This window comes from Adlercreutzia equolifaciens DSM 19450 (genome assembly GCF_000478885.1).
Taxonomy (GTDB): domain Bacteria; phylum Actinomycetota; class Coriobacteriia; order Coriobacteriales; family Eggerthellaceae; genus Adlercreutzia; species Adlercreutzia equolifaciens.
The window spans coordinates 1,485,547-1,507,850 of sequence record NC_022567.1 but is presented as its reverse complement, the minus strand read 5'-3'; the positions used below and the strand labels follow the sequence as shown (position 1 = coordinate 1,507,850).

Annotated in this window: 33 protein-coding genes; all 33 read left to right on the top strand. The window is 62.0% G+C overall.

Translation table 11 applies throughout. From position 1 onward, the window contains the following. The first annotated feature begins 18 nt into the window (after positions 1 to 18). The 33 genes from AEQU_RS06070 to AEQU_RS05910 all read left to right on the top strand — a co-directional run bounded on the left by AEQU_RS06070 (position 19) and on the right by AEQU_RS05910 (position 22,302). Complete coding sequence (locus AEQU_RS06070) at positions 19 to 456, top strand: hypothetical protein (RefSeq protein WP_022740049.1); 438 nt, start codon at positions 19 to 21, stop codon at positions 454 to 456. Positions 457 to 833: 377 nt separating this feature from the next. After that, positions 834 to 1,070, top strand: a complete 237-nt coding sequence (locus tag AEQU_RS06065; RefSeq protein ID WP_022740048.1) for a hypothetical protein — start codon at positions 834 to 836, stop codon at positions 1,068 to 1,070. After that, positions 1,060 to 1,203: a hypothetical protein gene (locus tag AEQU_RS12615; RefSeq protein WP_158318402.1), complete on the top strand. Its 144-nt coding sequence runs from the start codon at positions 1,060 to 1,062 to the stop codon at positions 1,201 to 1,203. The genes AEQU_RS06065 and AEQU_RS12615 overlap by 11 nt, the downstream gene beginning before the upstream one ends. A 183-nt stretch (positions 1,204 to 1,386) precedes the next feature. Beyond that, positions 1,387 to 2,007, top strand: coding sequence for a hypothetical protein (locus tag AEQU_RS06055; protein ID WP_022740047.1), 621 nt, complete (start codon positions 1,387 to 1,389; stop codon positions 2,005 to 2,007). Further along, positions 2,004 to 2,192 (top strand): hypothetical protein, encoded by a 189-nt coding sequence (locus tag AEQU_RS06050; protein ID WP_022740046.1) that lies wholly within the window; start codon positions 2,004 to 2,006, stop codon positions 2,190 to 2,192. Before AEQU_RS06055 ends, AEQU_RS06050 begins: the two co-directional genes overlap by 4 nt. A 255-nt stretch (positions 2,193 to 2,447) precedes the next feature. After that, the gene (locus tag AEQU_RS06040) at positions 2,448 to 2,834 is read left to right on the top strand and encodes a Lar family restriction alleviation protein (RefSeq protein WP_022740045.1); all 387 of its coding nucleotides are present in this window, start codon (positions 2,448 to 2,450) and stop codon (positions 2,832 to 2,834) included. Continuing rightward, positions 2,831 to 3,052 carry a hypothetical protein gene (locus AEQU_RS06035; RefSeq protein ID WP_041714543.1) on the top strand — a complete coding sequence of 74 codons (222 nt, stop codon included), beginning with the start codon at positions 2,831 to 2,833 and terminating at the stop codon, positions 3,050 to 3,052. Before AEQU_RS06040 ends, AEQU_RS06035 begins: the two co-directional genes overlap by 4 nt. Positions 3,053 to 3,134: 82 nt before the next feature. Then, the gene (locus tag AEQU_RS06030) at positions 3,135 to 3,461 is read left to right on the top strand and encodes a hypothetical protein (protein ID WP_041714542.1); all 327 of its coding nucleotides are present in this window, start codon (positions 3,135 to 3,137) and stop codon (positions 3,459 to 3,461) included. A 50-nt stretch (positions 3,462 to 3,511) separates the two neighbouring features. Then, the gene (locus AEQU_RS06025; RefSeq protein ID WP_022740044.1) at positions 3,512 to 3,955 is read left to right on the top strand and encodes a hypothetical protein; all 444 of its coding nucleotides are present in this window, start codon (positions 3,512 to 3,514) and stop codon (positions 3,953 to 3,955) included. A 147-nt stretch (positions 3,956 to 4,102) separates the two neighbouring features. Continuing rightward, positions 4,103 to 4,477 carry an HNH endonuclease gene (locus AEQU_RS06020; protein ID WP_041714540.1) on the top strand — a complete coding sequence of 125 codons (375 nt, stop codon included), beginning with the start codon at positions 4,103 to 4,105 and terminating at the stop codon, positions 4,475 to 4,477. A gap of 145 nt (positions 4,478 to 4,622) precedes the next feature. Continuing rightward, positions 4,623 to 5,081, top strand: coding sequence for a P27 family phage terminase small subunit (locus AEQU_RS06015; RefSeq protein ID WP_022740042.1), 459 nt, complete (start codon positions 4,623 to 4,625; stop codon positions 5,079 to 5,081). Further along, positions 5,059 to 6,741, top strand: a complete 1,683-nt coding sequence (locus tag AEQU_RS06010; protein ID WP_051353400.1) for a terminase TerL endonuclease subunit — start codon at positions 5,059 to 5,061, stop codon at positions 6,739 to 6,741. Before AEQU_RS06015 ends, AEQU_RS06010 begins: the two co-directional genes overlap by 23 nt. Before the next feature lie 13 nt (positions 6,742 to 6,754). After that, entirely contained in the window at positions 6,755 to 7,906 is a 1,152-nt protein-coding gene (locus AEQU_RS06005; protein WP_022740040.1) for a phage portal protein, read from the top strand. Between the two features lie 3 nt (positions 7,907 to 7,909). Further along, a complete protein-coding gene (locus AEQU_RS11880; protein ID WP_022740039.1) occupies positions 7,910 to 8,701 on the top strand; it encodes a head maturation protease, ClpP-related in 792 nt (263 codons plus the stop codon). Positions 8,702 to 8,713: 12 nt separating this feature from the next. After that, a complete protein-coding gene (locus AEQU_RS05995; RefSeq protein WP_022740038.1) occupies positions 8,714 to 9,961 on the top strand; it encodes a phage major capsid protein in 1,248 nt (415 codons plus the stop codon). A 3-nt stretch (positions 9,962 to 9,964) separates the two neighbouring features. Next, positions 9,965 to 10,318 carry a hypothetical protein gene (locus AEQU_RS05990; RefSeq protein WP_022740037.1) on the top strand — a complete coding sequence of 118 codons (354 nt, stop codon included), beginning with the start codon at positions 9,965 to 9,967 and terminating at the stop codon, positions 10,316 to 10,318. Beyond that, positions 10,278 to 10,661 (top strand): hypothetical protein, encoded by a 384-nt coding sequence (locus tag AEQU_RS05985; RefSeq protein ID WP_022740036.1) that lies wholly within the window; start codon positions 10,278 to 10,280, stop codon positions 10,659 to 10,661. The genes AEQU_RS05990 and AEQU_RS05985 overlap by 41 nt, the downstream gene beginning before the upstream one ends. Next, positions 10,645 to 11,004: a hypothetical protein gene (locus AEQU_RS05980; RefSeq protein ID WP_022740035.1), complete on the top strand. Its 360-nt coding sequence runs from the start codon at positions 10,645 to 10,647 to the stop codon at positions 11,002 to 11,004. Before AEQU_RS05985 ends, AEQU_RS05980 begins: the two co-directional genes overlap by 17 nt. Further along, positions 11,001 to 11,405 (top strand): hypothetical protein, encoded by a 405-nt coding sequence (locus AEQU_RS05975; RefSeq protein WP_022740034.1) that lies wholly within the window; start codon positions 11,001 to 11,003, stop codon positions 11,403 to 11,405. The genes AEQU_RS05980 and AEQU_RS05975 overlap by 4 nt, the downstream gene beginning before the upstream one ends. Next, entirely contained in the window at positions 11,406 to 12,005 is a 600-nt protein-coding gene (locus AEQU_RS05970; protein ID WP_041714535.1) for a hypothetical protein, read from the top strand. A 2-nt stretch (positions 12,006 to 12,007) separates the two neighbouring features. After that, positions 12,008 to 12,355 carry a hypothetical protein gene (locus AEQU_RS05965; protein WP_022740032.1) on the top strand — a complete coding sequence of 116 codons (348 nt, stop codon included), beginning with the start codon at positions 12,008 to 12,010 and terminating at the stop codon, positions 12,353 to 12,355. 4 nt (positions 12,356 to 12,359) lie between these two features. After that, a complete protein-coding gene (locus AEQU_RS05960) occupies positions 12,360 to 12,728 on the top strand; it encodes a hypothetical protein (RefSeq protein ID WP_041714533.1) in 369 nt (122 codons plus the stop codon). Then, positions 12,662 to 12,946, top strand: a complete 285-nt coding sequence (locus AEQU_RS05955; RefSeq protein WP_144079472.1) for a hypothetical protein — start codon at positions 12,662 to 12,664, stop codon at positions 12,944 to 12,946. Before AEQU_RS05960 ends, AEQU_RS05955 begins: the two co-directional genes overlap by 67 nt. Positions 12,947 to 12,950: 4 nt before the next feature. Beyond that, the gene (locus tag AEQU_RS11875) at positions 12,951 to 15,965 is read left to right on the top strand and encodes a phage tail tape measure protein (RefSeq protein WP_022740029.1); all 3,015 of its coding nucleotides are present in this window, start codon (positions 12,951 to 12,953) and stop codon (positions 15,963 to 15,965) included. Beyond that, on the top strand, positions 15,958 to 16,863 hold the full coding sequence (locus tag AEQU_RS05945; RefSeq protein WP_041714532.1) for a phage distal tail protein: 906 nt from the start codon (positions 15,958 to 15,960) through the stop codon (positions 16,861 to 16,863). Before AEQU_RS11875 ends, AEQU_RS05945 begins: the two co-directional genes overlap by 8 nt. Before the next feature lie 4 nt (positions 16,864 to 16,867). Continuing rightward, positions 16,868 to 18,703, top strand: a complete 1,836-nt coding sequence (locus AEQU_RS05940) for a Gp37-like protein (protein ID WP_144079471.1) — start codon at positions 16,868 to 16,870, stop codon at positions 18,701 to 18,703. A 20-nt stretch (positions 18,704 to 18,723) separates the two neighbouring features. Beyond that, the gene (locus tag AEQU_RS05935) at positions 18,724 to 19,545 is read left to right on the top strand and encodes a hypothetical protein (RefSeq protein WP_022740026.1); all 822 of its coding nucleotides are present in this window, start codon (positions 18,724 to 18,726) and stop codon (positions 19,543 to 19,545) included. Positions 19,546 to 19,576: 31 nt separating this feature from the next. Beyond that, the gene (locus AEQU_RS05930) at positions 19,577 to 20,101 is read left to right on the top strand and encodes a hypothetical protein (protein ID WP_144079470.1); all 525 of its coding nucleotides are present in this window, start codon (positions 19,577 to 19,579) and stop codon (positions 20,099 to 20,101) included. 102 nt (positions 20,102 to 20,203) lie between these two features. Next, positions 20,204 to 20,629 (top strand): hypothetical protein, encoded by a 426-nt coding sequence (locus tag AEQU_RS05925; RefSeq protein WP_022740024.1) that lies wholly within the window; start codon positions 20,204 to 20,206, stop codon positions 20,627 to 20,629. A 128-nt stretch (positions 20,630 to 20,757) separates the two neighbouring features. Then, positions 20,758 to 21,357 carry a hypothetical protein gene (locus tag AEQU_RS05920; protein WP_022740023.1) on the top strand — a complete coding sequence of 200 codons (600 nt, stop codon included), beginning with the start codon at positions 20,758 to 20,760 and terminating at the stop codon, positions 21,355 to 21,357. Between the two features lie 9 nt (positions 21,358 to 21,366). After that, the gene (locus tag AEQU_RS05915) at positions 21,367 to 21,750 is read left to right on the top strand and encodes a hypothetical protein (protein ID WP_022740022.1); all 384 of its coding nucleotides are present in this window, start codon (positions 21,367 to 21,369) and stop codon (positions 21,748 to 21,750) included. Between the two features lies 1 nt (position 21,751). Then, a complete protein-coding gene (locus AEQU_RS13030; protein ID WP_022740021.1) occupies positions 21,752 to 21,877 on the top strand; it encodes a CD1375 family protein in 126 nt (41 codons plus the stop codon). Continuing rightward, positions 21,877 to 22,302, top strand: coding sequence for a phage holin family protein (locus tag AEQU_RS05910; RefSeq protein WP_022740020.1), 426 nt, complete (start codon positions 21,877 to 21,879; stop codon positions 22,300 to 22,302). Before AEQU_RS13030 ends, AEQU_RS05910 begins: the two co-directional genes overlap by 1 nt. Positions 22,303 to 22,304 lie beyond the last annotated feature (2 nt).

Sequence of the window (22,304 nt, the reverse complement as noted above, 5' to 3'; positions counted from 1 at the left end):
ATCAGAGAGGAGGTGCGCATGGCCGGAGAAGCCGGCGCGTACGACGAGGGCGGCATCTTCTCGGGGCCGCCCCCGTTCTGGAAGATGAGGCCCGAGACGATGGGCATCCTGGCCGGCGCACTCCTCATGGAGCGGCGAGACGCGCTGTGGCCGAGGCTGCTCGGCCCTATGTGCAGCATCGTCCGCGACGCCGGCGCGCTGCCCGAGAAGGAGGCCCTGTGGCTTTGGGACTGGATGAAGTCGACCGGGCGCGCCACGGTGCCCTTCGACGACTTCCAGTGCGTCCAGCTCTCGCGCGGCTGGGCGGCGGGGCTTCTCGACGGGCGCGACGAGACTGCGAACCGCGCCATTTCCGGACTCGTGGAGATCGGCCTTCTGACGCCCGTCCACCGTGGCGTGAAGGGCCACGCGAGCCTCTACGTCGTCAACCCGCCCCCGCCGATACCCCCACTTTAACCCCGGCAACCGTGGGGGAAACGCGCGTTCGAACGTCTGGAAATAACCCCACAGTTACTTAAAGGAGTGTGGGGGCATTCCGACGGTCGGCGCGCGAATAGCCCCACAGTCAATAGGGGTAAGTGTGGGGGCAAATACCCCCACAGTCGGGGGCCATAACCCCACAGTAGGGCGAAAATACCCCCACAGTCGGGCCAAAATACCCCCACAGTTAACCAAGGTTTCCCCAGGGAAATCGAACATAAGCATAGATAAGCATAGATAAGCAGAGCTAGAAGAGAGGAAGACCCGCAGTGAAGGGGGAGAGGCGGCAATTCAGCCGAGTCGCCCTCGCTCGCGGCACCGCCCGCGCGGGCCCTCCTCGGAAAGGACATCGCATGAGAACCAAGGCGATCTACACCATCGGCTACCCCGGCGTGAGCGAGCCCATCGCCGCCTTCGACGACTACGACGAGGCGGCCGTCATGGCGCGCCGCGTCTTCTCGGAGGATCCTGCGTCCCGCATCAAGGCGGTGCCGTTCTACGGGTGCCTACCCGCCGACGACTTCGAGAAGGCGTCAGTGAAGGTCTCAGGGCCCGTCTGCGAGCCGCAGGAGGCCGGAGATGGCCGATAAAGACCCCAAGGACATGACCGCATCGGAGCTGCTGCGGGAAGCCGGCAATGGCTACGAGGGATCTAGCGGCACCGTGATGACAAACCTGATCGACCTCATTTGCCTGAGCAGAAAAATCCGGCATTCCGAGTGATTATACGCCCTTGCCGACAAGATCGACGCCGAGCTTGCCCAGGCCCGCGAGCTTTCCCTGCTCCGTGGTGCCGAGCTGTGGGCCAAGGCCAACGGCTGGCCCGACTTCAAGCCCAGCGAGGACTTCGGCGCATGGCTCGACCGCTGCGCCATACCGCGCCCACGCTTCGAGGACGGGGAGCCGGTGCATATCGGAGACAAGGCTGAGCACCCGTACACAGGCGAGACGTGCACGATTGACTGCATCAACACGTTCGATGGTTCCTATTGCCTCGGGTTCGTTGAGGAGCGCAGCGCGTCATTATGCGACGGAGAGCGCGTCAAGCGCCCCGCCCCCGAGGATCTGGGAGCCGACGGGAAGCCGATCGTGGTGGGTGAGACGGTGTGGCTGACCGACGAGGGCAAAGCGCACGCAGGCAGTGTCGATTTTAAAGCCGGGCCGAGGTCTTACGGATTATTCGGCGTCGAAGTCGGCGAGCCGCTCACGGTGCTCGGATTTAAGCGGAAGATCAGAGGAAGCGATCACCGCTTTGTGATGTTCGACCATCACTCCAAGCCGTGGTGCGACGCATCGTGGATCACCCACACCCATCCCGACACACAGGAGCGCATCGATCGGGACGCCAGAAAGGGCTACATGACCTATTGGGAGTGCGTTGGATGCTCGTGCGAAAGATGCCCAGCGAAGATCGACGGCGATAAGCCGTGGCGGTGGTACCACGCCTACAGCTGCGAAGGTGCCATGGTGCTCGACCTGCTGCGCCGCCAAAGGGAGCTGGACAAGCGGACGGGAGGCGCGGAATGATCTGCCAGATGAGCCTCGCCAATTCCGAGGCCTTCAACCACGGGGCCATGGAGTGCGACCCCGACTGCGCGTGGGCGTTTGAGTGTAACGGAAAGCTGTCCTGCGCGCTCGCCATTCGTTGCGTGGGAATGCAGGGAGCCAACACGCAACCACTGGATGATGATGACGAGAAGGGAGGCGAGTAGCCGTGTGCGAGGCCTGCGGGATACCGTGCAAGACCGTGGACGAGTGGTTGGAGGAGGCGCTATGAGGCGGTTCGCGCGAAAGCCCTCGGGCTGCTTCGTCATCCCGATTCGCGAGTGCAGGGGCGAGATGAGGTACAGCCGGTTCGCCGAGACGGGCGAGTGTCTGGGGTTCGGGACATCGGAAAAGAACGACGAGCCCCATCCCTGCTGCCAAGAGTGCAGGTACCTCGCCGGCGATCTGAGAGGAGACGAAAGATGAGCGATGAGCTGAAGCCCTGCCCTCTGTGCGGTGGCCCGGTGCTAATACACCGCCGCACCGACGGCCAAGTGGACGGCATCGTGTGCGACGAGTGCCTTCTCACGTTGGAGGCGGTAGACGTTTGCCCGGAATGGCACACGCTCGACGAGCTGGTGCTTCGCTGGAACGCCCGCGCGGCCGTCACCGACGAGCAGTTCGCACAGGCCGTCCACGACGGGGAGACGTGGCAGAAGGTGAGGGAGTGCTGCATCGACGGTGTGAGTGGCGGTGGAAACTGTGGGACGACAACGTATCGTCTGTCGTGCGGCCATGTCGCCGTCATGCCCATGGGTGCGCGCTTCGCGTACTGCCCGAACTGCGGCGCGAAGGTGGTGGCCGAATGAGCGAAGTCGAGAAAGTGTGCGGGAACTGCGCCAACCACTGCCGCACGAGCAAGTACGGCAGCAGGGGAGGTTCCGTGAAAGCTTGCCGCCCCGAGGTCATGGCGTGGAAGCGGAGCATCGAGGGCGCGCGGCTGTTCACCCGCGACTACAGGGGCTACGGCCCGCGCCACCGTTGCCACAGGCCAGACGACTTCGAGCCAAGGGAGGCCCCGTGTTAGCCCGCGCCGCCCTGGCGGCGGTGCTGGTGCCCCTGGGGATCGTGTGCTGGGTGGCGATGGACGAGATAAGGAGGTGCCGCTGATGTGCTACTCGGGAATATGCGACTTCGAGGCCGGGGGAGACCGAGCGGGCGAATGCGCCGCGCCGCGCGGGTTCAGGGAGCGGTACGGGGTTTCCCCGTGCATCGTCGGCGGCTGCTACGAAGACCCCGACGACGAGAGGTGGGCCGAGGAGCACGCGGACGAGATCGAGAAGGCCCGAGAGGCGTTGGCCGTCATCGGTGATCGGTTCCAAGATATGCTCAGATGCGTCGGCGACGCGCTCCCCAGGGACGCGCCGCAAGGCCGCCAGAGGTTCGCGGCCTGCCGCCATGGAAAACTGCCGAGAGCGCCACGGAAGATGCGGTGACGCGCTATAATCTACGAACCTTGAAAACCGAATAGTGGAAGGACTGGCACATGACCGACGTTAACGCGCGCTGCGCCCAAGAGATCCTGGAAGGCTACGGCATCGCCTGCGACGAGCTGGAGAGCCTGACCGAGGAGCACGACCGAATCATCAGTGCGCTCTACTCGATCACCTCCGACCCCTCGGCATCGGGGGGAGGATCCTCGGCCGACAAGCTGGGCGGCGGCGTGGCCAAGCTCGTAGACCTCTGCAACAGGATCGACGACGAGATCAAGCGCTACATCTCCGTGAGGGACGAGGCGCGCTCGCTCGTTAGGGCCGTCATGCACGAGAACATCCAGCTCGGCCAGTGCCTCCACTATCGGTACATCGACAGGGACAGGCCCACGGTCGCCGCCTACCGCATGGGGTACTCCGACAGGAACTACCGGCGCGTGCACATCCGCGCCATGGAGATGGCACAGGAAATCGTCAGCAAGGAAACCGCACGGTAAAGTTGTCCGCAAATGTCCGCTAAACCTGTGATATGGTGTAGCCAGTCAGAAACGCGGAAGGGGAGAGATCCCGTCCGCAAGAGAGAGAATCAACCGAAGGGACGTCATGCGGCGTCCCTTTTTTCATGCCCTGAAACGGATCGAGCCATGAGGGTACCCAAAGACCGCTCCCTCGCGTCGTGGATAAGTGAGCTTATAAAGGGCGGCAGACTGTACCGCTTCTACAAGACCGACGAATGGAGGATCCTCCGCGATGCCGTCATGGCAGACGCCCACGGGGAGTGCGAGTGGTGCCGCGAGAAGGCGGGGCCGCCCGTGCGCGCCACGTGCGTCCACCACGTGAACGAGGTCAAGGATCGCCCGGAGCTGGCGCTGTCCCGCTACTACACCGACGCCGAGGGGAATATGCAGAGGAACCTGTGGGCCATATGCGAGGCGTGCCACAACAAGGCCCACGGGAGATTCCAGGGGCCGAGGAGGAAGAGAGGCGATGAGAGGCCGCTGACGGACGAGAGATGGTGAATGCGGCATCTTTGCCCACCTGATGCGAGATAGGCCCCCCAGCCCCCCTTGGGGGGTCTCACAAGAGGGGCTGGCAACGGGGGGAGATACCCGACAAGTTAGAAAATTTTCCTTTTTTGGCCGACTTTTGAGAGGAGGTGATGCCGTGGCCGGACGACAGAGACAGCCCGTGGAGGTCATCGCCGCGCGCGGAAAGACCCATCTGACGCGGGCGGGTTACGACGAGCGCAAGGCGTCGCAAGTCAACGTGCCCATCGACTTGCGCGACATCGAGCCTCCCGAGTACCTTTTCCAGTGGCCCGAGCGCGTGGCCGACTTCGACCGCTACGCCAAGATGCTCTCCCATCTCATGCCGGACAGCTTCGGGCAGCCCGACGCCGACCTCCTGGCGCGCTACGTGGTTTCCGAATCGCTTTACGAGTCGTTCACCGCAAAGCTCGTCGGTCTCTCGAAGCCAGAGGACATCAAGGCGGTTCAGATCGCCCAAGACCGCGCGTTCAAGCAGGCCCACACCTGCGCCTCATCCCTGGGCCTCACCGTGACGTCGCGCTGCAAGCTCGTCGTGCCGGTCGCCGAGGACGATGGCGGCGAAGAGGAGTTCTGACCTCCGTCCCAGGAAGCGGCGGCGCATCGACTGCCCCGAGATCACCGAATGGATGAGGCTGGTCGAGACCGGCGGCATCGAGGCATGCGCCGAGCAGCACCAGCTCGTTGCCCATGTGCGGCACGTGTTCGCTACCGAGGATCTCATCATCGACTACGGGCGCATCGAGCGGTACATGGGGTACCAGAAGTACTTCCCGTTCGACCTCCTCCCGTGGGAGAAGTTCTGCTTCACGCTCTTCATGTGCGTGTTCAAGGCCGACGGCACGCCCCGCTGGGACGAGATGTTCATCTACGTCGGGCGCGGAGCCGGAAAGAACGGCTTCGACGGCTTCGTGGCGTTCTGCGCCATCACCAACGCCAACGGCATCGGCTTCTACGACGTCGACATCTGCGCCAACTCCGAGGAGCAGGCGAAGACCTCGTTCGACGACGTCTACAACGTCCTCGAAGATCCTGACAACTACAGGAAGTTCCAGCGGTCTTTCTCCTGGAACCAAGTCGTCATCACGAGCAAGTCCACCAAGTCCCGCATCAAGTACCGCACCGACAACCCGAAGAGCAAGGACGGCCTTCGCTCCGGCATGGTCATCTTCGACGAGGTGCACGCCTACGAGAACTGGAAGAACATCAACGTCTTCACCACGGGCCTCGGCAAGAAGCCACACCCGCGAAGGCTCTACACGACAACCGACGGCGACGTGCGCGACGGCGTGCTCGACTCGCTGAAAAGCAAATCGAAGAAGATCCTCTCCGGAGAGAAGCACGACAACGGCTTTCTTCCGTTCATGTGCAAGCTCGACCGCCCCGAGGAGGTCAACGACCCCAGGAACTGGGAGAAGGCGAATCCATCCCTCCCGTATCTGCCAATCCTTCACACCGAGATCGAGAAGGAGTACGCCGACTACGTAGAGAACCCCGCCGTCAACTTCGATTTCATGACCAAGCGCATGAACTGCCCGGTTGCCGCCCAGGAAAGCCCCGTGGCGAAGTGGGAGGACATCCTGGCGACGAACCGCGAGGTGCCGGAGCTGTACGGATGGCCCTGCATCTGCGGCATCGACTTCGCCAAGACAAACGACTTCGTGGCCGCTGTGCTGCTCTTCCGCGAGAACGGGCAGTACTACGCCATATGCCATACGTGGGTCTGCCGCCAGTCGGCAGATCTCGGGCGCATCAAAGCGCCACTTGACGAATGGGAGGCCGCCGGCCTCCTCGAATTCGTGGACGACGTAGAGGTGTCCCCCTGGCTCGTGACCGACTGGCTGATCGACCAAATGCGCCTCTACGACGTCATGAGGGTCTCCATCGACTCCTACCGCTTCTCGCTGCTCAAGCGCGAGCTTGAGGGCATCGGATTCGACGACAAGAAGCGGAAGAACATCAAGCTCGTGCGTCCCAGCGACATCATGCTCGTGCAGGTCAAGATCAACTCGCTCTTCCTCAACCAGTCGATAGCCTGGGGCGACAACCCGCTCATGCGCTGGTACACGAACAACGCGAAGCTGGTTCCGGCCGCGCACGGCAACTTCACCTACGGGAAGATCGAGGAGAAATCGAGAAAGACGGACGGTTTCATGGCCTTCGTGGCGGCCATGACCCAGGAAGGAGAGCTGCCCGAATGCAACGAGATCGAGTTCATCGAGCCTTTGGTGGTTTAGGAGGTGGTGCCTAGTGAATGTCCTTGAGTTCCTCGACTTCCGCGTCAAGACCGACGAGATCAGGCCCGCCGACGGCGCGAGCCTCGGGGACGACGCCGCCATGCTGTACTTCAAGGCGGCCGCCACCGACACCGCCATCGGGTACGTGGCCGACTCCATCGCGAGCTGCGAGATGCGCGTGATGGTCGAGGGCGAGCCGAAGCGCGGCGACCTCTACCGTAAGCTCAACCTGCGCCCCAACCCCGTCATGAGCGCCTATCAGCTCAAGGTCGGCATGATCTACCGGCTCATGACCATGGGAGAGGCCCTCATCGTCCCCGTCGGCAACGGCCTGTACCTCGCCGACGGATTCAACAAGACCGACATCGACTTCGGGCGCGCGACGTTCGAGAACGTCACCGTGAGCGGATTCCAGATCCGCCGCCGCTACGGCCCGGGCGAGGCCATCTACCTCACCTTCGGAAACCAGCGCGTGAAGCGCCTCGTTGACGGTATGTTCGAGTCCTACGCAAAGATGATGGGATCTGCCGTCGCCGGGTACCAGGCCGGGGCCGGGACGAAGTGGAAGCTGACCGTCGAGCAGGGAGGCTCGGGAGACCGCCGGTTCAACAAGGCGGCCGAGCAGCAGCGGAACGACCCGCGCGAGATGCTGCAGACTTTCATCCGTGGTGCCAACGCCGTCTACTTCGAGACGCGCGGCCAGGAGCTGAAGGAGATCGACGTGAAGGGGTGCCCCTCCGACGACCTCATCAAGATCCGCAAGGACGCCTTCGAGCTGGTCGCGAGCATCTACAAGATCCCCCAGTCGATGCTGTTCGGCAACATGACGAACCTCGACGAGATCACGCGCGTTTTCCTCACGTTCACCGTGAAGCCCCTCGCCAAGCAGATCTCCGAAGAGCTTACCTCCAAGCTCTTCGACCCCCTCGAATGGTACCGGGGGAGCGAGGTCGTGGTGGACACCTCGCGCATCAAGTACATCGACATCTTCGACAGCGCCCCGTCGGTGCAGCAACTGCTCGGGGCCGGCTACTCCATGGACGAGCTGCGGGAGTACCTCAACCAGCCGACCATCGGAACGGAAGAGTCCCAGCAGCACCTCATCACCCGAAACTTCGGGCCCATCGACGAGGTGCTGCGCCAAGTCATCCAGGAAAGGGGGTGAGAAATGAAGCATTACTTCTCTCTCGCGAAGGAGGGCCGAAAGGCACGCCTCGACATCTACGGCGACATCACGTCGCGCCCGTGGCTCGAGAGCGACATGAGCGCCAAGATCCTCTCCACCCAGCTCGAGGAGCTGGGGGACGTTGACGAGATCGAGGTGCACATCAACAGCTACGGCGGCGAGGTGGCCGAGGGACTTGCGATCTACAACGCCCTGCGGGGCCATGCCGCCCGCGTCAAGACCGTCTGCGACGGGCTGGCGTGCTCCATCGCGTCGGTGATCTTCATGGCCGGCGACGAGCGCGTGATGCGCAAGGCGTCGATGCTCATGATCCACAACGCGTGGGCCTACGGCGAGGGCAACGCCGCCGAGCTTCGCAAGCAGGCAGACGATCTGGACGCCATCACCGAGGCGTCGAAGGCCGCCTACCTCTCGCGCGTCTCCATCGACGCCGATGAGCTTACGGCCCTCATGGACGCCGAGACGTGGATTGCCCCCGGGCGCGCCGTGGAGATGGGGTTCGCCACCTCCGTGGACGAGTTCGACGAAGCCCCCGGCCCCTCTCAGTGCGCGCTGCGCGCCCTCGTGGCGCTGGCGGCCGCCAAGGAGGCCGACCCGGAAGACCCCGACGATCCGGACGACCCGGAAGATCCGGAAGACCCGGACAATCCGGAAGTCGCCGACGACACCGGCGGCGGCGAAGACCCCGACGACCCCGACGACGGGGACGACGAGGAAAAGCCCAAAGAGGCGCTCCAGCGACTGGGGCGCTTTTTTAATGCCATCAACCAGTAGAAGGGAAACCAAATGACCATCAAGTTCGCCAACATGGAGGCCTGCGAGCACCTGGCCGAGGCGATGCTCTCGGAGACCGCAGACCCGAACGCGCTGGCGCTCGCCTGGGCCGGCTACTCCGAGTCCATCGCCAACGAGCTGCGCGCCGAGTTCGAGCAGTACGGCCCCAACATCGACGCCGCTGCCATGGAGTCGCGCGGATACCGCGTGCTGACCGCCAAGGAGCGCGCGTGGTACGAGAAGGTCTCCCAGGCCCTGCGCGACGCCAAGACCGAGCAGGCGTTCATCGACATCATCGGCACCAACGACCAGGACACCCTGATGCCGCCGACCATCATCCAGGACGTCTTCTCGGACATCCAGAAGGAGAGCAAGCTGCTCGCCAAGGTCGGCTCGCAGTACGTCGGCTACGCCACCAAGTTCATTATGAACGACGCCTCGATCCAGATGGGCGCGTGGGGCAAGGTCACCGACGCCATTACCAAGGAGATCGAGGGCGCTATCAAGGTCATCTCCATGGAGCAGAGCCGCTACACCGCCTTCTGCATCATCCCGCTCGACGTTCTGGACATGGGGCCGGAGTTCGTGGACGCGTTCATCCGCGCCCTCATGGCCGAGTCCATGCTCTACGGTCTCGAGCAGGCCGTCGTCAACGGCTCGGGCGTCAATATGCCCATCGGCATGATGCGCGACCCGGAGGGTTCGTTCAGCCAGACGACGGGCTACCCCGCAAAGACCGCCGTCAAGGTCACGTCCTTCGCCCCTGCCGAGTACGGCGAGCTTCTGGCAGATCTCGCCGAGACCCCGACGGGCCGCCAGCGAGTATTCGACGAGGTGATCCTGGTGACCAACATGAGCGACTACCTCACGAAGATCATGCCGGCCACCACCGTGCAGTCAACCATGGGCGGCTACGTGTCCAACGTGTTCCCGTTCCCGACCGACCCCATCCCCTGCGCGTCCGTGCCGACCGGCAAGGCCGTCCTTGGAATCCCGAAGCTCTACAAGCTCGGCATCGGCGGCTCCCGTAACGGCATCGAGTACGACGACTCCTTCAAGTTCCTCGACGACTGCCGCACCTTCAAGGCGATCCAGCACGCAGCCGGACGCCCCTACGACGATGCCAGCTTCATCGTGCTCGACATCTCCGACCTCGACCCGGCCTACCTCACCGTCCGCAACATCGGCGAGCTTCCCGGCGGCGTCGAGGTCTCCGGCGAGGTGACCACCAAGGCCGCCGCAGAGACGCCGAGCGTGTAGGCCATGGCCGCCGATGAGATCCCGGCGGTGGAGTGCGCGCTTTTCCAGCAGGTGATGCGCAAGCTGAAGATCACGTGGGACGACGACGAGACGACGCACCGCGTTCGCGACGAACTCATCCCCAACGCCGAGGCGGCCCTGCGCGACCGCCTCGGCATCCCCGACTCGGCCGGCTTCTCGTTTCTGGTGCCCGGTGCCGAGAACATCCTGCTTGAGAACCACTGCTGGTACGCCTACTACGACGCGCTGGAGGAGTTCTACGAGGCCTACTTCGACCTCATCGAGGAGTGCCGCAGAAAATGGGAGGTGATCCAGTATGCCCTTGAAAAAGAAGCGGAAGGCGCAGACGCTCGCTGACGGGGTGGCAGACCTCTACCGCGAGCGATCCGACCGGAAAACGCCGTTCGGGGCTGCCATCGCGCCCAAGAGCGCCGAAGACATGGACTTCATCGCCCGCCTCCACTTCTCGCGCGAGTCGAAGCGCGAGCGTGACATCGAGTTCGCCGACAAGGTTGGCTTCACGCTCTCGCAGAAGATCAAGTGCCACCGCATCCCCGGCATCGGGAGCGGATGCCGCGCGGTCATCGACGGCGCGATGTACAAAGTCGCCTACGCCGACGAGGACGGCCCGTTCGTGTACCTGTTCCTCGACGGCGGCTCTCCTTTGGGGGAGGTGGCAGGCGATGGAGCCGATTCTTGAGGCCATCAGCGACGCGCTTGAGAGGTCGGGCGAGGATCGCGTGTTCTACGGCATCGCCATAGGCCTCGACTCCAGGCGCGCCGATCCTTGGAACTTCACCGTGTACTCGCGAGAGTCCATCGACCCGAGCGCCAACAAGACGGGGCGCACGCGCCGCTACACCGTGGCCGTGACCCGCGAGTGCTACCTGCCAGAGGACGTTCTCCAGCGCGTGGTGGACGCGCTGGACGCCATCCCCGGGGCGCGCATCGACGGCATCTCCTACGAGTACGCGATCAACCCCGGCACGGGAAACCCCGTGGAGCAGGCCATCGTCACCGTGGCGAAGGCAGAGAAACGATGAGCGGGTTTCGGCTCGACGTCGATTCCGTGCGCGACCTCGAAGTCCGCGTGCGGGCCTACGGCGAGGGCGCGGAGGACGTCGTCAACGGCGTCATCCACGATGAGGCCGGCCCGCTCATCTACGGTCGCATCAACCCGCTCATCCACCCGTCGGGACGCCGTTTCAAGGGCCACACGGCGTCCGCTTCGAAATCGAAGTGGCCCGTCTACCGCACGAACGAGAACCTGGCCGTGACCGTCACGACGACGGCCAAGTTCCGATACCTCTACTTCCCCGACGACGGGGGAAAGACAAGAAACCACGCCGGAGGCCAGCACTTCATGCTCCGGGGCGCGCAGGCCGCCGCCCCGACGATCATGGAGCGCTGCGTCGCCGCGCTGACAAGAGAATGGGAGCAGTAAATGACTGCAAAGGCAATCACGGAGACGGTGTTCTCGGAGTACGAGGTGCGCCGCCTCCACATGATCTTCCCCGCGCTCTCCGAGACGGAGCAGCCCGAGGTTGGAACCATCAAGTGCATCGGCTCCATGGAAGAGGCGAGCGAGGTTCTGAAAGTTAGCAAGAAGTGTCGCGGCGTCGTCGCGAAGACGCGCACGCGCGGAACTGGCTCGGGAACCATCAAGCTCACGCTGCATATGCCGTGGGCGCTCTACGTCCGCGCTCTCGCGCTCGACGGTGACAAGAATCTCATCGACGGAGTGAAGGCCTACGGGCGCAACTCGCTTCACCCTGAGTTCTGCCTGACAGCCGACGTATTCGACGAGGACGACGTCGAGAAGTTCAAAGCGTGGCCGCGCTGCAGCGTCACCAGCGGCCCGGCTCGCAAGGTGGAGAACGGCGCGGAGGAGGTTGCCGAGATCGAATTGGAACTGTCGTTTATGCCCGACGACTACGACAACGGAATGTACGAGGCCATGGCCTTGGATCTCAAGGACGATACGGCGAAGACGAGCTGGCTCAAGGCGTTCGACCCGTCCATGGTGCACGTTACGGAGGCTTAAACATGACTACCGCCAAGAAGACCACGACCCGTAAGACCACGGCCGATAAGGTCGCAACCGACAATGCCGCCGATGCGAATGCGGCACAAGCCACTGATGCGATCACCGTCGACGGCGACAAGCTCGCTGCTGCGGTTGCCGATACCGATCGCGTGGATCATCCCGCGCCCGAAGAGGCAGAAGCAGGCGGCAAGGTGGCGGTCATCTGCCTCCGAGAGTTCAATGATCTGGACGAGGGCATCCGCCGCCACGTCGGCGACCGCTTCAGCGTAACTCCCGAGCGCGCTGCCGGCATCATCGCCAAATTCAAGCCTGAACTCATCGCGGTGATCGGCGGCGGCGATGAGTAAGAACATGAAGCACGCATCGCTCAGCACCCGAAGAAAACTCGTCCTGAACGACGGCTCGCAAGTTGATCTCACGCTCAACAACGCCCTTCTCTACCGGCTCAGATCCGAGCGCAAGATCGAGTACGACAAATTCAACGACTTCATCTTCAACGGCGGCAAGGACTACTTCCAGCTAGTCGACGTGTTGTACGTCGCCTACCTGTGCGGGCAGCTCGATGGCCGAGGAAGCCTCGACGGTGCAATGAGCAACGTCGACTTCATGCTCGCCCTTCCCGAAGACCCCAACGCCATCGCCGAGGAGGTTCAGTGGCTAACGGCCCCAAAAAAGATGAGGGATTCCGTGGCCCCCTCGAGAAGCGGACAAGCCGAATAAGGAAGAACATCGGCGGCAGACGTGTGAAAGCCCCTCATGTCGTTTTAGACGGCATAGAGGATCTCTACTCGGTCGTCGTCGGCGTGATCGGCGTTCCGGACGAGTTGTTCTGGTGCGCCGACTTCTCGCTTGTTCTCACTCTCGCCGAGAACAAGAGGGCGTGGGACGAGTGGATATCTGCCGAACGCGAGCATTTGATCAACAAGGAAAGGAGGTGACGTAATGGCGGGCAAGGACGAGGCCAAAATTAAGTTCAGCGCCGACACATCTGAGTTCAGCGCCGCAATCAAGAGGGCCGGAGACTCCATGGTTCAGCTTCGCGGCGAGTTGAAGTTGAACGAAGCGCAGATGGCCAACGCAGGCCAGAGCGTCGACGGACTATCCAAGAAGCACGACCTGCTCGTGCAGCATGACGCGGCCCTCTCGCAGAAGATCGAGGCCCTGAACGGCAAGCTGGAGAAGGCCCGCGAGATCTGGGGCGAGAACTCCCAGGAGGCGCAGCGCTACGCCAACCAGATCACCGCCGCCCGCACCGCCCAGGAGCGGGTGCGCGGCCAGATCGAGGCCGTGAGCGAGGCCCTTGACGGCCAGCGCGAGGCCGAGCAGCGTGCCGAGAGCGCGCTCGGCAAGTTGAACGCGACCATCGACGAGCAGCAGGCCGAGGTGTCCCGCCTCGCCGAAGAGTACAAGGGCGCGGTCGTCCAGTACGGCCGGACGTCCGACGAGGCCAATGAGCTGGAGTCGGCCCTGCGCGAGGCCAACGCGGCCCTGAACGACAGCAAGGGCCGGCTCGCCGATGCCGAGCGTGCCTGCGACGAGTTGACCGGATCGCTGTACGACATGGCCGACTCGGCGCTCGACGGGAAGAACTCCATCGAGGAGCTGGCGGCCGGCACCATGCTCGCCGACTTCGGCGAGGCCGCCATCGACGCCGCTACCGAGGCCGTCAAAAGGCTCGTGGTCGAGTCCGACACGGCGGCGAGCAAGATCAAGACCGCCTTCGGCGGCTATGCGTCCGAGCAGTTCGGCGAGCTTGAGGACGCGCTGAAGCGCATCTACGCCAGCAACTACGGCGACAGCCTGGAGGACATCGCGGACGCGGGCCGCGAGGTGGTGGCGGTGCTGGGCAACGACCTCAGCACCGAGAGCTTCGAGGAGCTTACCACCCAGGCGATCATCCTGCGCGACGCCTTCGACATCGACGTCAACGAGTCCATCAAGGCGGCCAACCAGCTCATGACCCAGTTCGGCTACGACGGCAAGGCGGCCTACGATATGCTCGCCGCCGGCTGCCAGGAGGGCCTGAACGCCAACGGAGAATGGCTCGACGCCGTGTCCGAGTACTCGGTCTACTACGAGCAGTTGGGGCTGTCGGCCGAGGATATGTTCAACACCATGGCTGCAGGATCAAAGACGTTCCTCAACGGCACCGACAAGGCCGGCGACGCCATCAAGGAGTTCTCGATCCGCGCCATCGACATGAGCGATTCCTCCAAAGAGGGCTTCGAGCTGATGGGGCTTTCGGCCGACGACTTCGCCGCGAGGATCGCAGCGGGCGGCGACACGGCGCGAGACGCCACCATCGAGACGGTAAACGCGCTGCTCGCCATGGAAGATCCAATCAAGCAGAACACCGCCGGCGTCGATCTGTTCGGCACGATGTGGGAGGACATGGGACGAGACGGCATGGAGGCGATGCTCGGCCTCATGGGCGCTGCGGCAGACACCGCAGGCACCATGGACGAGATCGACCAGATACGATACGACAACGTGGCAGACCAGGCCGAGGGGCTGAAGCGGCGCTTCGAGAGCGAGATCCTGATGCCTTTGGTCGACGTTATCCAGCCAGCCCTCGGCGAGTTCTTCGCCTTCGCTAGCGACAACTTCTCATGGCTCGGGCCGGTCGTGGCCGGAGTCGCCGTCGCGTTCGGCGTGCTCGGAACCGCCATGGCCATCTCTGGAACCATCCAGGCGGTTACGGGTGCTATGGCGGCCCTGAACATCACCATGAACATGAATCCCGTTGTTCTTATCGTTTCTGCGATAGCGGCGCTCGTGACCGCGTTCATTTTGTTGTGGAACAACTGCGAAGAGTTCCGCAACTTCTGGACAGGACTGTGGGACTCGATCTGCCAGACCGCATCGGCCGCCGCCGACTGGTTCATGGCGAACGTCATCGCGCCCGTCGGCGACTTCTTTACCAAGCTCGGCGAGACCGTCTCCGGCGTGTGGGAGTACGTGGCCGCAGCGGCGCAGCAGGGATGGGACGCCATCTGCAACGCCGTCCAGGTCGGCATCATGTTCGTCCAGGAGATCATATCTGCCGGCGTCGAACTCTTGCTCGTCCCATGGAACTTCGTCTGGCAGAACTTCGGCGTCTACCTCCAGGCCGCATGGGACGGGATCTTCTCCATCGTGTCCGCAGGCCTTGATACCATCGGATCATGGCTGAGCGAGAAGCTGTCGGTTCTATCTGCGCTGTGGAGCGCTGGATGGAGCGCCATATCCACGGCCGCATCGTCGTCATGGAGCGCCATAACGTCCATCGTCGGTGCCGGAATCGACGCCGTGCACTCGTGGGTGAGCGACAAGGTGCAGATGGTCAGGGCGGTATGGGACGTTTGCTGGGGCGCTGTTTCCAGCAGAGTCCAGGCCGCATGGTCTACCGTGACGTCTGTCGTCGCCGCCGGTGTGAGTGTCGTTCAGGAAAAGTTCAATGCTGTCAAATCTACTGCGGAGTCGGTTTGGAACGCGGTCAAATCTGCCATCGAGACTCCGATCAAGGCCGCCGTCAGTACCGTAAAGGGGGCTATCGACAAGATCAAAGGGTTCTTCAACTTCTCGTGGAAGCTTCCAGATCTGAAGCTACCGCACCCCTACATAGAGGGCAGCTTCAGCCTCAATCCTCCGTCGGTTCCGCATTTCGGTATCAAATGGTACGCCAACGGAGCGATCCTCACCAGGCCGACCATCTTCGGAGCGCTTGGAGACAAGCTCATGGGCGGTGGAGAGGCCGGCCCCGAGGCCGTCCTGCCCATCAGCAAGCTCCAGGGCTACATCGACGCATCATTCGAGCGCAATCGCGAGTACGGAGACGATGTGGATCGCCTGATCGAGGCCATGGCGGCCAACCAGGGCCAGACGAACAACTTCTACGGCGTCAAATCGCCGTCAGACGTTGTCCGCGCTCTGAGGATCAGCCGCACCTACGGTTTGGCCGGTGATCGCAATGGCTGACGATATCACGATGCGCGTCGTCAGGAGCGACGGCGCGCAGATGGTGTTCGACGGCGCATCTTCAGGATGGGGCATCGAACAGGGCGATTCCTCGGAATGGGCGACGCTCGATCAGACCGTCAAGACGTCTCCGAACATCATCCGCGACGGCGTGGCGCGCGTGTCGAAGAGGCTCGACGACAAGGATCGGACGGTCACCGCCTACTATTTCGGCAGCGAGCCGGAGGCGAAGGTGAGGGCGCGCGCAATCTCCTTCTTCAACCCGAAGTACGAGTTCCGGGTGTACAAGACCTATCTCGGAGTCACTAGGTGGTACGAAGGAGACCTGCTGGCGTTCGCCATCGAGGACAACGCCGCATCGATCATGCCCACGATCAAGTTCACGATCCTGTCAATGGACGTCTACTACCGCGACGCCGACCGCAACGAACGTCCATTCGGATCCTCCACCCCGCGACTCGGTTTCCCGTTCGTTTCGCACCTCGCGAGCGACAAGAGGCGCCCCCGAGACCATCCCGCCGGGTTCGTCGTCAGCGAGCTTGTCTATTCCGGGCTCAACACGGTGTGGAACACCGGCGATGTCCCATGCTGGTACCGCGTCGAGATCAGGGCCAAGGGCGAGATTGTCAACCCAAAGATCGACAAGGACGGAAAGTTCGTTCAGCTAAACACCGTCCTTGTCGAGGGGGATGTCGCCATCATCGATTTCGAGTCATCTCCACCGAAAGTTACCGTTAACGGCGTCAACGCCATCGCTCTGGCGTCGCGGGACAGCAAGTTCACTGGGATGCAAATGCAGGTCGGAAAAAACAAGTTCCGCTTCGATTGCGACAACCAAGACAGCAGGGCGCTTGCTGAAGTTCGCGTTCTCTTCCACCGTCTCTATCTGGGGGTGTGACATCATGGAAAATCTCGAGGTGTTCGCTCTCGACGCTCGGATGCGGAGAGCGAGCGGGTCAATTCCTTACGCATCGCTGCAATGGTCGCGCAGGTTTCGCAAGCCCGGGCAGTTCTCCATGCAGGTATCACGCGATGTGTACGATCCGTCATGGGCTTATATCTATTGCGACGATAGGCCAGAAACTGGCATAATCCAGAAGGTGCAGACAGATGACGACGACTTCAACTCGGAAGCATCTGCTGGAGTTGACATTGTGACACTTAGCGGGTTCTTTCTCGAGGGCAGGCTTAACGACTTCGTGTTCCTCGTCGAGGATGTCGAAGATTTTAACTGGAAGTACACCCCGCCGCCAACCAGATCGTTCGATCCGGCACCGAGGGACGATCCGAAGGCGTGGGCGTCAAGCGGCGGCTTCATCTACACTGAAGGGCCAAGCGGAGAGCTTTCCGGGTACGATCCCGTAAACCACGTGCAGAAGCCGCTTGCATCGTCGGTTGCCAATGGCGACGGGTCGGTCACGGTAACCGATCTCACCGGAGCGACCTACACCGTCCATCCGATTGAGTACCGCAATACACCGAACTACTACCTCTACACAGACACAGACGACGACGGCAGCCATCTCTACAGCATTGGATTTGATGGGACTTCGGCCACGACACCTGACACGGGCGAGTGGTCTACGTGGGTCACAGACGCGTCCGGGAGCACGTGGAGGAAATGGAACGACGATCCTGACGGCCCGTGGTTCAGAACGTCGGGAGTGGCGACTCGCGAGAAGGTGGCGTCGCAGTACGAGCAGACGGAGGAATACAAGTATTTCACCAGGCTCAAAAATTGGAGGACAAGCACAGACGAAGGCTGGAGCAAGGTTCAGATCAGAGGCCCTTGGCAGCGCACAGAACTCGGAGACTCGTCAAGGGCCGACGATGTCGCTGTGCATCTGACAGACTACGTGCAGATGTTCTTCCAAGACACCATGCACTACGCAGAGCCGATATTCGCGTGCTCGAAACGTGCCATCAACCCATCGCTCAAGCGCCTCGGCGATCTCGTCTACGCCGAGTTGGAATCCGACGACGCTTCATGCCGAATCGTGTACAACTTCGAACAGGACAGTTATCTTTTCGAGATTTGGAAGGGCGTAGACCGCACGCAGTCACAGTCGCTCAATCCGTGGGCCGTGTTCTCCGACGAATGGGGAACGCTCTGGGACTACTCCGCATCGATCGACACGTCCAACTACCGAAATACATGCTATGTCCTCTATGATTTCGAAGAGCCGGTAGACGTTGTCTCTGTCTACGAGAAATCAGTCCTGAATGCCCGCTCGAAGATTGAGAACGACTACACGTCTCCAATCGATCCAGGTGCCCTAAAGGGATATGCGGTTCGTTACAAGCACTCGCGTGGGTACGTTATAGCGCGGCTGGCCGATGGGCTGAACGACTCCGAGGTGTACCTGGACATTCGCAATGAAAAGCCCGATTTCGACGGTGAATGGCCGCGTGGTGTCGTTGACGAGATGCCATCGATTTCTGACGTCAAGGCAAAGTACGCGAGCTACATCGCAACTTTCGAAGATCGAGGAATCGACCATCTCAGGGCAAACTATGGTGCTGTAGTCAACTTCGATACAGGTACCCTCAGCCCCGAAGACTACATGGAAAGATGGGATCTGGGCGATAGGGTCGATATGGCCGTCAACGCATTGGGACTTTCTAGCGAGGCCGTCATTGTCGGCATCGACGAGACCTACGATGCCGACAAGGCCGAGATCAGACCGATCATCGGAGACGAATTGCTGACTCACGAGCAAAGAAATGCGCTCGTTTGAGCGAGAAAGAGAGGTGATCTATGGCAAACGGAACTGTTGCGCTCCTGGAATCGTTCCCGTTTGATTCCGATTTCAACGACGATTATGACGACGAGGGCTATCCGCTATACGACAGGGCTGTCGGCGCGCGTCTTTTGCGTAGAACCCTTGATAAAATGTTTACGACAGGCGTATGGCCAAGTCCCGCCGACAATCTCAAGCTGTCCGTTGGAACTGGCTACACGTTGAACGTGTCGCATGGCGTCGGAATCATCGACGGTGGCATCGGCGGCGTTTTCGACGACGGCGGTATGGACATTGTTCTGTGCTCAGAGCCGCCTCGTGGGATAGTAACCTATGCGGTTATGCTGCGTCTTGACGACAACGACGACGCCAGAGGAATCTTCGTCAGAGTTGCGGAGACCTCCGGGAGCACTCCCGATGATCCCGTGATCGAGGGTGCAGTTCACGAGTTGCGACTCGGATACGTCACGATGCCAAGTGGTGCCGAATCTATCCAGGACGGCACCGTAACTGACGAGCGCGGCACCTCAGTGTGCCCCTACTGCTCTCCTTTTGAGGATATCGATATGTCTGCGGTCGTGGACGAGGCTCGACGCCAAGCGCTCAGAGCCGTTGACTCTCTTGGAAGGTATGTCGATGCGAATATCGGCCTAATCGCCTCGGCGCTCGACGAGACTACGGCGGGATATCTGAGCAATCGAATCCACGCCCTGGAGAACCCGACCCGACTGACCCCCGACCAGCTCCGCTACTACCTCGGCTACACCGACGTAGAGCCCGCTGGCTGGCAGACCGATTGGAAGACCTACGAGCAGGAGGTGGCAGATGCAGCCGAGTAGCCTACCAGCGTCCATAGGGGACGCGGCAATCGTGAGCGCGGCCAGCGCGAGGGCCGACCACATGCACGTGCCGCAGGACATCGCTGGGTTCGACGACTCGGTGGCATCCATCGGGTTGCGCGTCATCGAGTTCGATTGCACGGCCAAGTACAACAAGACCGAGTATTACCAGGTCGACCCGATCGAGCCCGGGGTGTACGCGATATGCGCAGAGACCTCTGCATCCGTCGACATACCAATTCCCGATAGCGAGCAGTATGCATTATGTGCCGTGTCATTGAGTTTTCCGGACACGCAACAATCGTGGATGATTCTCAGCGACAAGATATCGAGCAGCGGGGATGCGGTCAAAGGCGTCTCTAGTATCAATTTTTCCCTGAATAAAAAGACCATGAAGAAATCAGTAACTGGCCTGCTGATCGCTAACAGTGAAACCAGCTTCGGCGTCGGCGAAAACACGAAGGCGCGTCTGTACGTGAGAGGAGACCAAGCCTCTGACAGGGGCGGGCGAGTCACCACGGTGACGACGAGGGTCAAGCTCAGGAAACTCGCGTAAGGAGATAAACCATGGAAGATTTGCAAATGAGCGGGGGGGGGGGTCAGCGCCATCCCCGCGACCGTCGGAGACCTCGCCCTCGGGCTGTCCGGGAAGGCGGACGTGGTGCACTGCCACACCGCAGAGGACGTGATGGGCTTGGACGATAGGATCGAGGCCAAGCGGCTGGAGGCCATGCCCGAGATCGTCATCGACATCGACAGATCGATGGGCAGCGGAAGCGTCGGTATAAAGGTCTCCGATACGGGAGTGACGATTACGCCCGGCGTGTATATGGCGAAGCTCGAGAGTTTCGAGGGCTGGTGCCAGCTGCAACTCTACTCCAGCGAGTCCAACACAAACCCGAATATCGCGCTGCTCCCGTCGTACCGGACAAGCAGCAGTTCGATCACGAGTCCTCGATCATCGGTCGGCGAGACGGTGTTTTTCGTCATCTCGACAACGAGAACCATAGGCACAGAGTCGGATCTCATCAGATTGCCCGTCGGCGATGCAAGCGCGAGGCTCACCTTGCTCAGGATCATCTAGAAAGGATTCAGGATGAACGAAATCATCGAGGGGGGGGGCAGCCTCAATGCCTACCCGCCGTAGTCGGGAACCTCGGGGTGCTGGCGGCAGGGACGGCCCCGCTTGAGCACTCGCACGTCTGGGAGGACATGGTTGGAGACGACCCGTCCCGCCTGTTGGAAGTGCTGGACAACGACGTCGCCACGGCCGAGATGGTGTGGGAGGCGACCATCAATGGGCACACATCCAACAGTAACAACGCCTCAACGAATCTGAAGTTCGTGTCGTGCGCGGTGACGAGCGGAACGTTTCTATCTTCGGACTCAAACGGAGTGTACGTGTCCGATGACGGCCTCTACCGCCAGACAGTTACTGGGCGCATCGCCACGGAAAACGGCGTAGTAGGCCCTGGAGACGATGATCCGATTGGCATATGGGTTGGATCGGTCAGCAGCCACCCTACCGGTGAGGTGATCGAGATTGAGCTTTCCAGCGGCTCCATACGCAAGTACAGAGCGTTCACCGAGGCAGACGGCCTTGTCGAGAAGCAGGTTAAAACAAGCCTAGGGACAATCGAGAGAGGCGGGAATACGTACCTGTACGGCCCGGGAACCAGGAATATGAAGACAGGCGCAAGTCAAGCTGGATCAGGCAACATCGACGTACTGCCAATAGCGTCGTATGGCTTAGGAACTGGAACCGGCAAGGTGCGCTACATCGAGAAACTTACAATCAAGAGAATCCACTGAGGAGGAAACATGAAAGTAAACGGCATCCCGCTCAAGGCGCGCCCCGTCGAGCGCGGCGGCTCGCTCGTGCTCTACTGCGAGGCGGAGCTGACGGAGTGCACGGCGCTCGACGGCCAGGTGCTCAAGGTGACCAACTACGGCGAGACGGTGGCGGTCTACCCAGACCACACGGTCACGGGCGTCAAGGCCATGGACGGCTACTGCGAGGTCACGGCCAAGCGCGTCCTCGCCCCCGACACGGCGGCGACCCTTGAGCGCCTTGAGCAGCGCCAGCAGTCGCTCGCATCGGCCCAGCAGGGCCAGGAGGCGACCAACGCCGAGGTCACGACCCGCCTGGACGGCACCGACGAGGCCCTGGCCGAGCTTGCGGGCATCATCGCGGGGGGTGAGTAGCATGGCAGCCGTGTACGTGAGGCTCATCAAGGCCGGCAAGATGGCCCTCGGGGACGTCCCCGCCCGTTGGCGCGAGGCCGTGGCGGCTAAGCTGGAAGAGGGGCAGACCGAGGGAGATGGGGCCTAATGGGAGTCATCGACTGGCACCCCATCGCCGTCGCGGCGGTGATGATCGCCATGGACATGCTCACGGGCTTCGCCGGGGCCGCGAAGGATCACGCCATCGAGTCGGGCAAGATGCGCGCCGGCCTCTGGCACAAGGCGGGCTTCTTCGGGCTGATCGCCCTGGCCGCCGTCTGGGAGGTGGGCAGCGTGTGGCTCAACGCCGAGACGGCGGGTGCGGGCGTGTCCGTGCCCGAGATTCCCGCCGTTGGAGCTGTCTGCACCTTCGTCGTGGCGACCGAGGTCGTCTCGATCTTGGAGAACCTTTGCGTCCTGAACCCCGACATCGCGTCCCTCCCCGTCGTGAAGCGGCTGAAGCCCCACGAGCCGGAGCGCCCCGGCATCGCCGTTGAGGTGGAAGAGGACGAGACCTTGCCGAAGGGGGCTTAGGG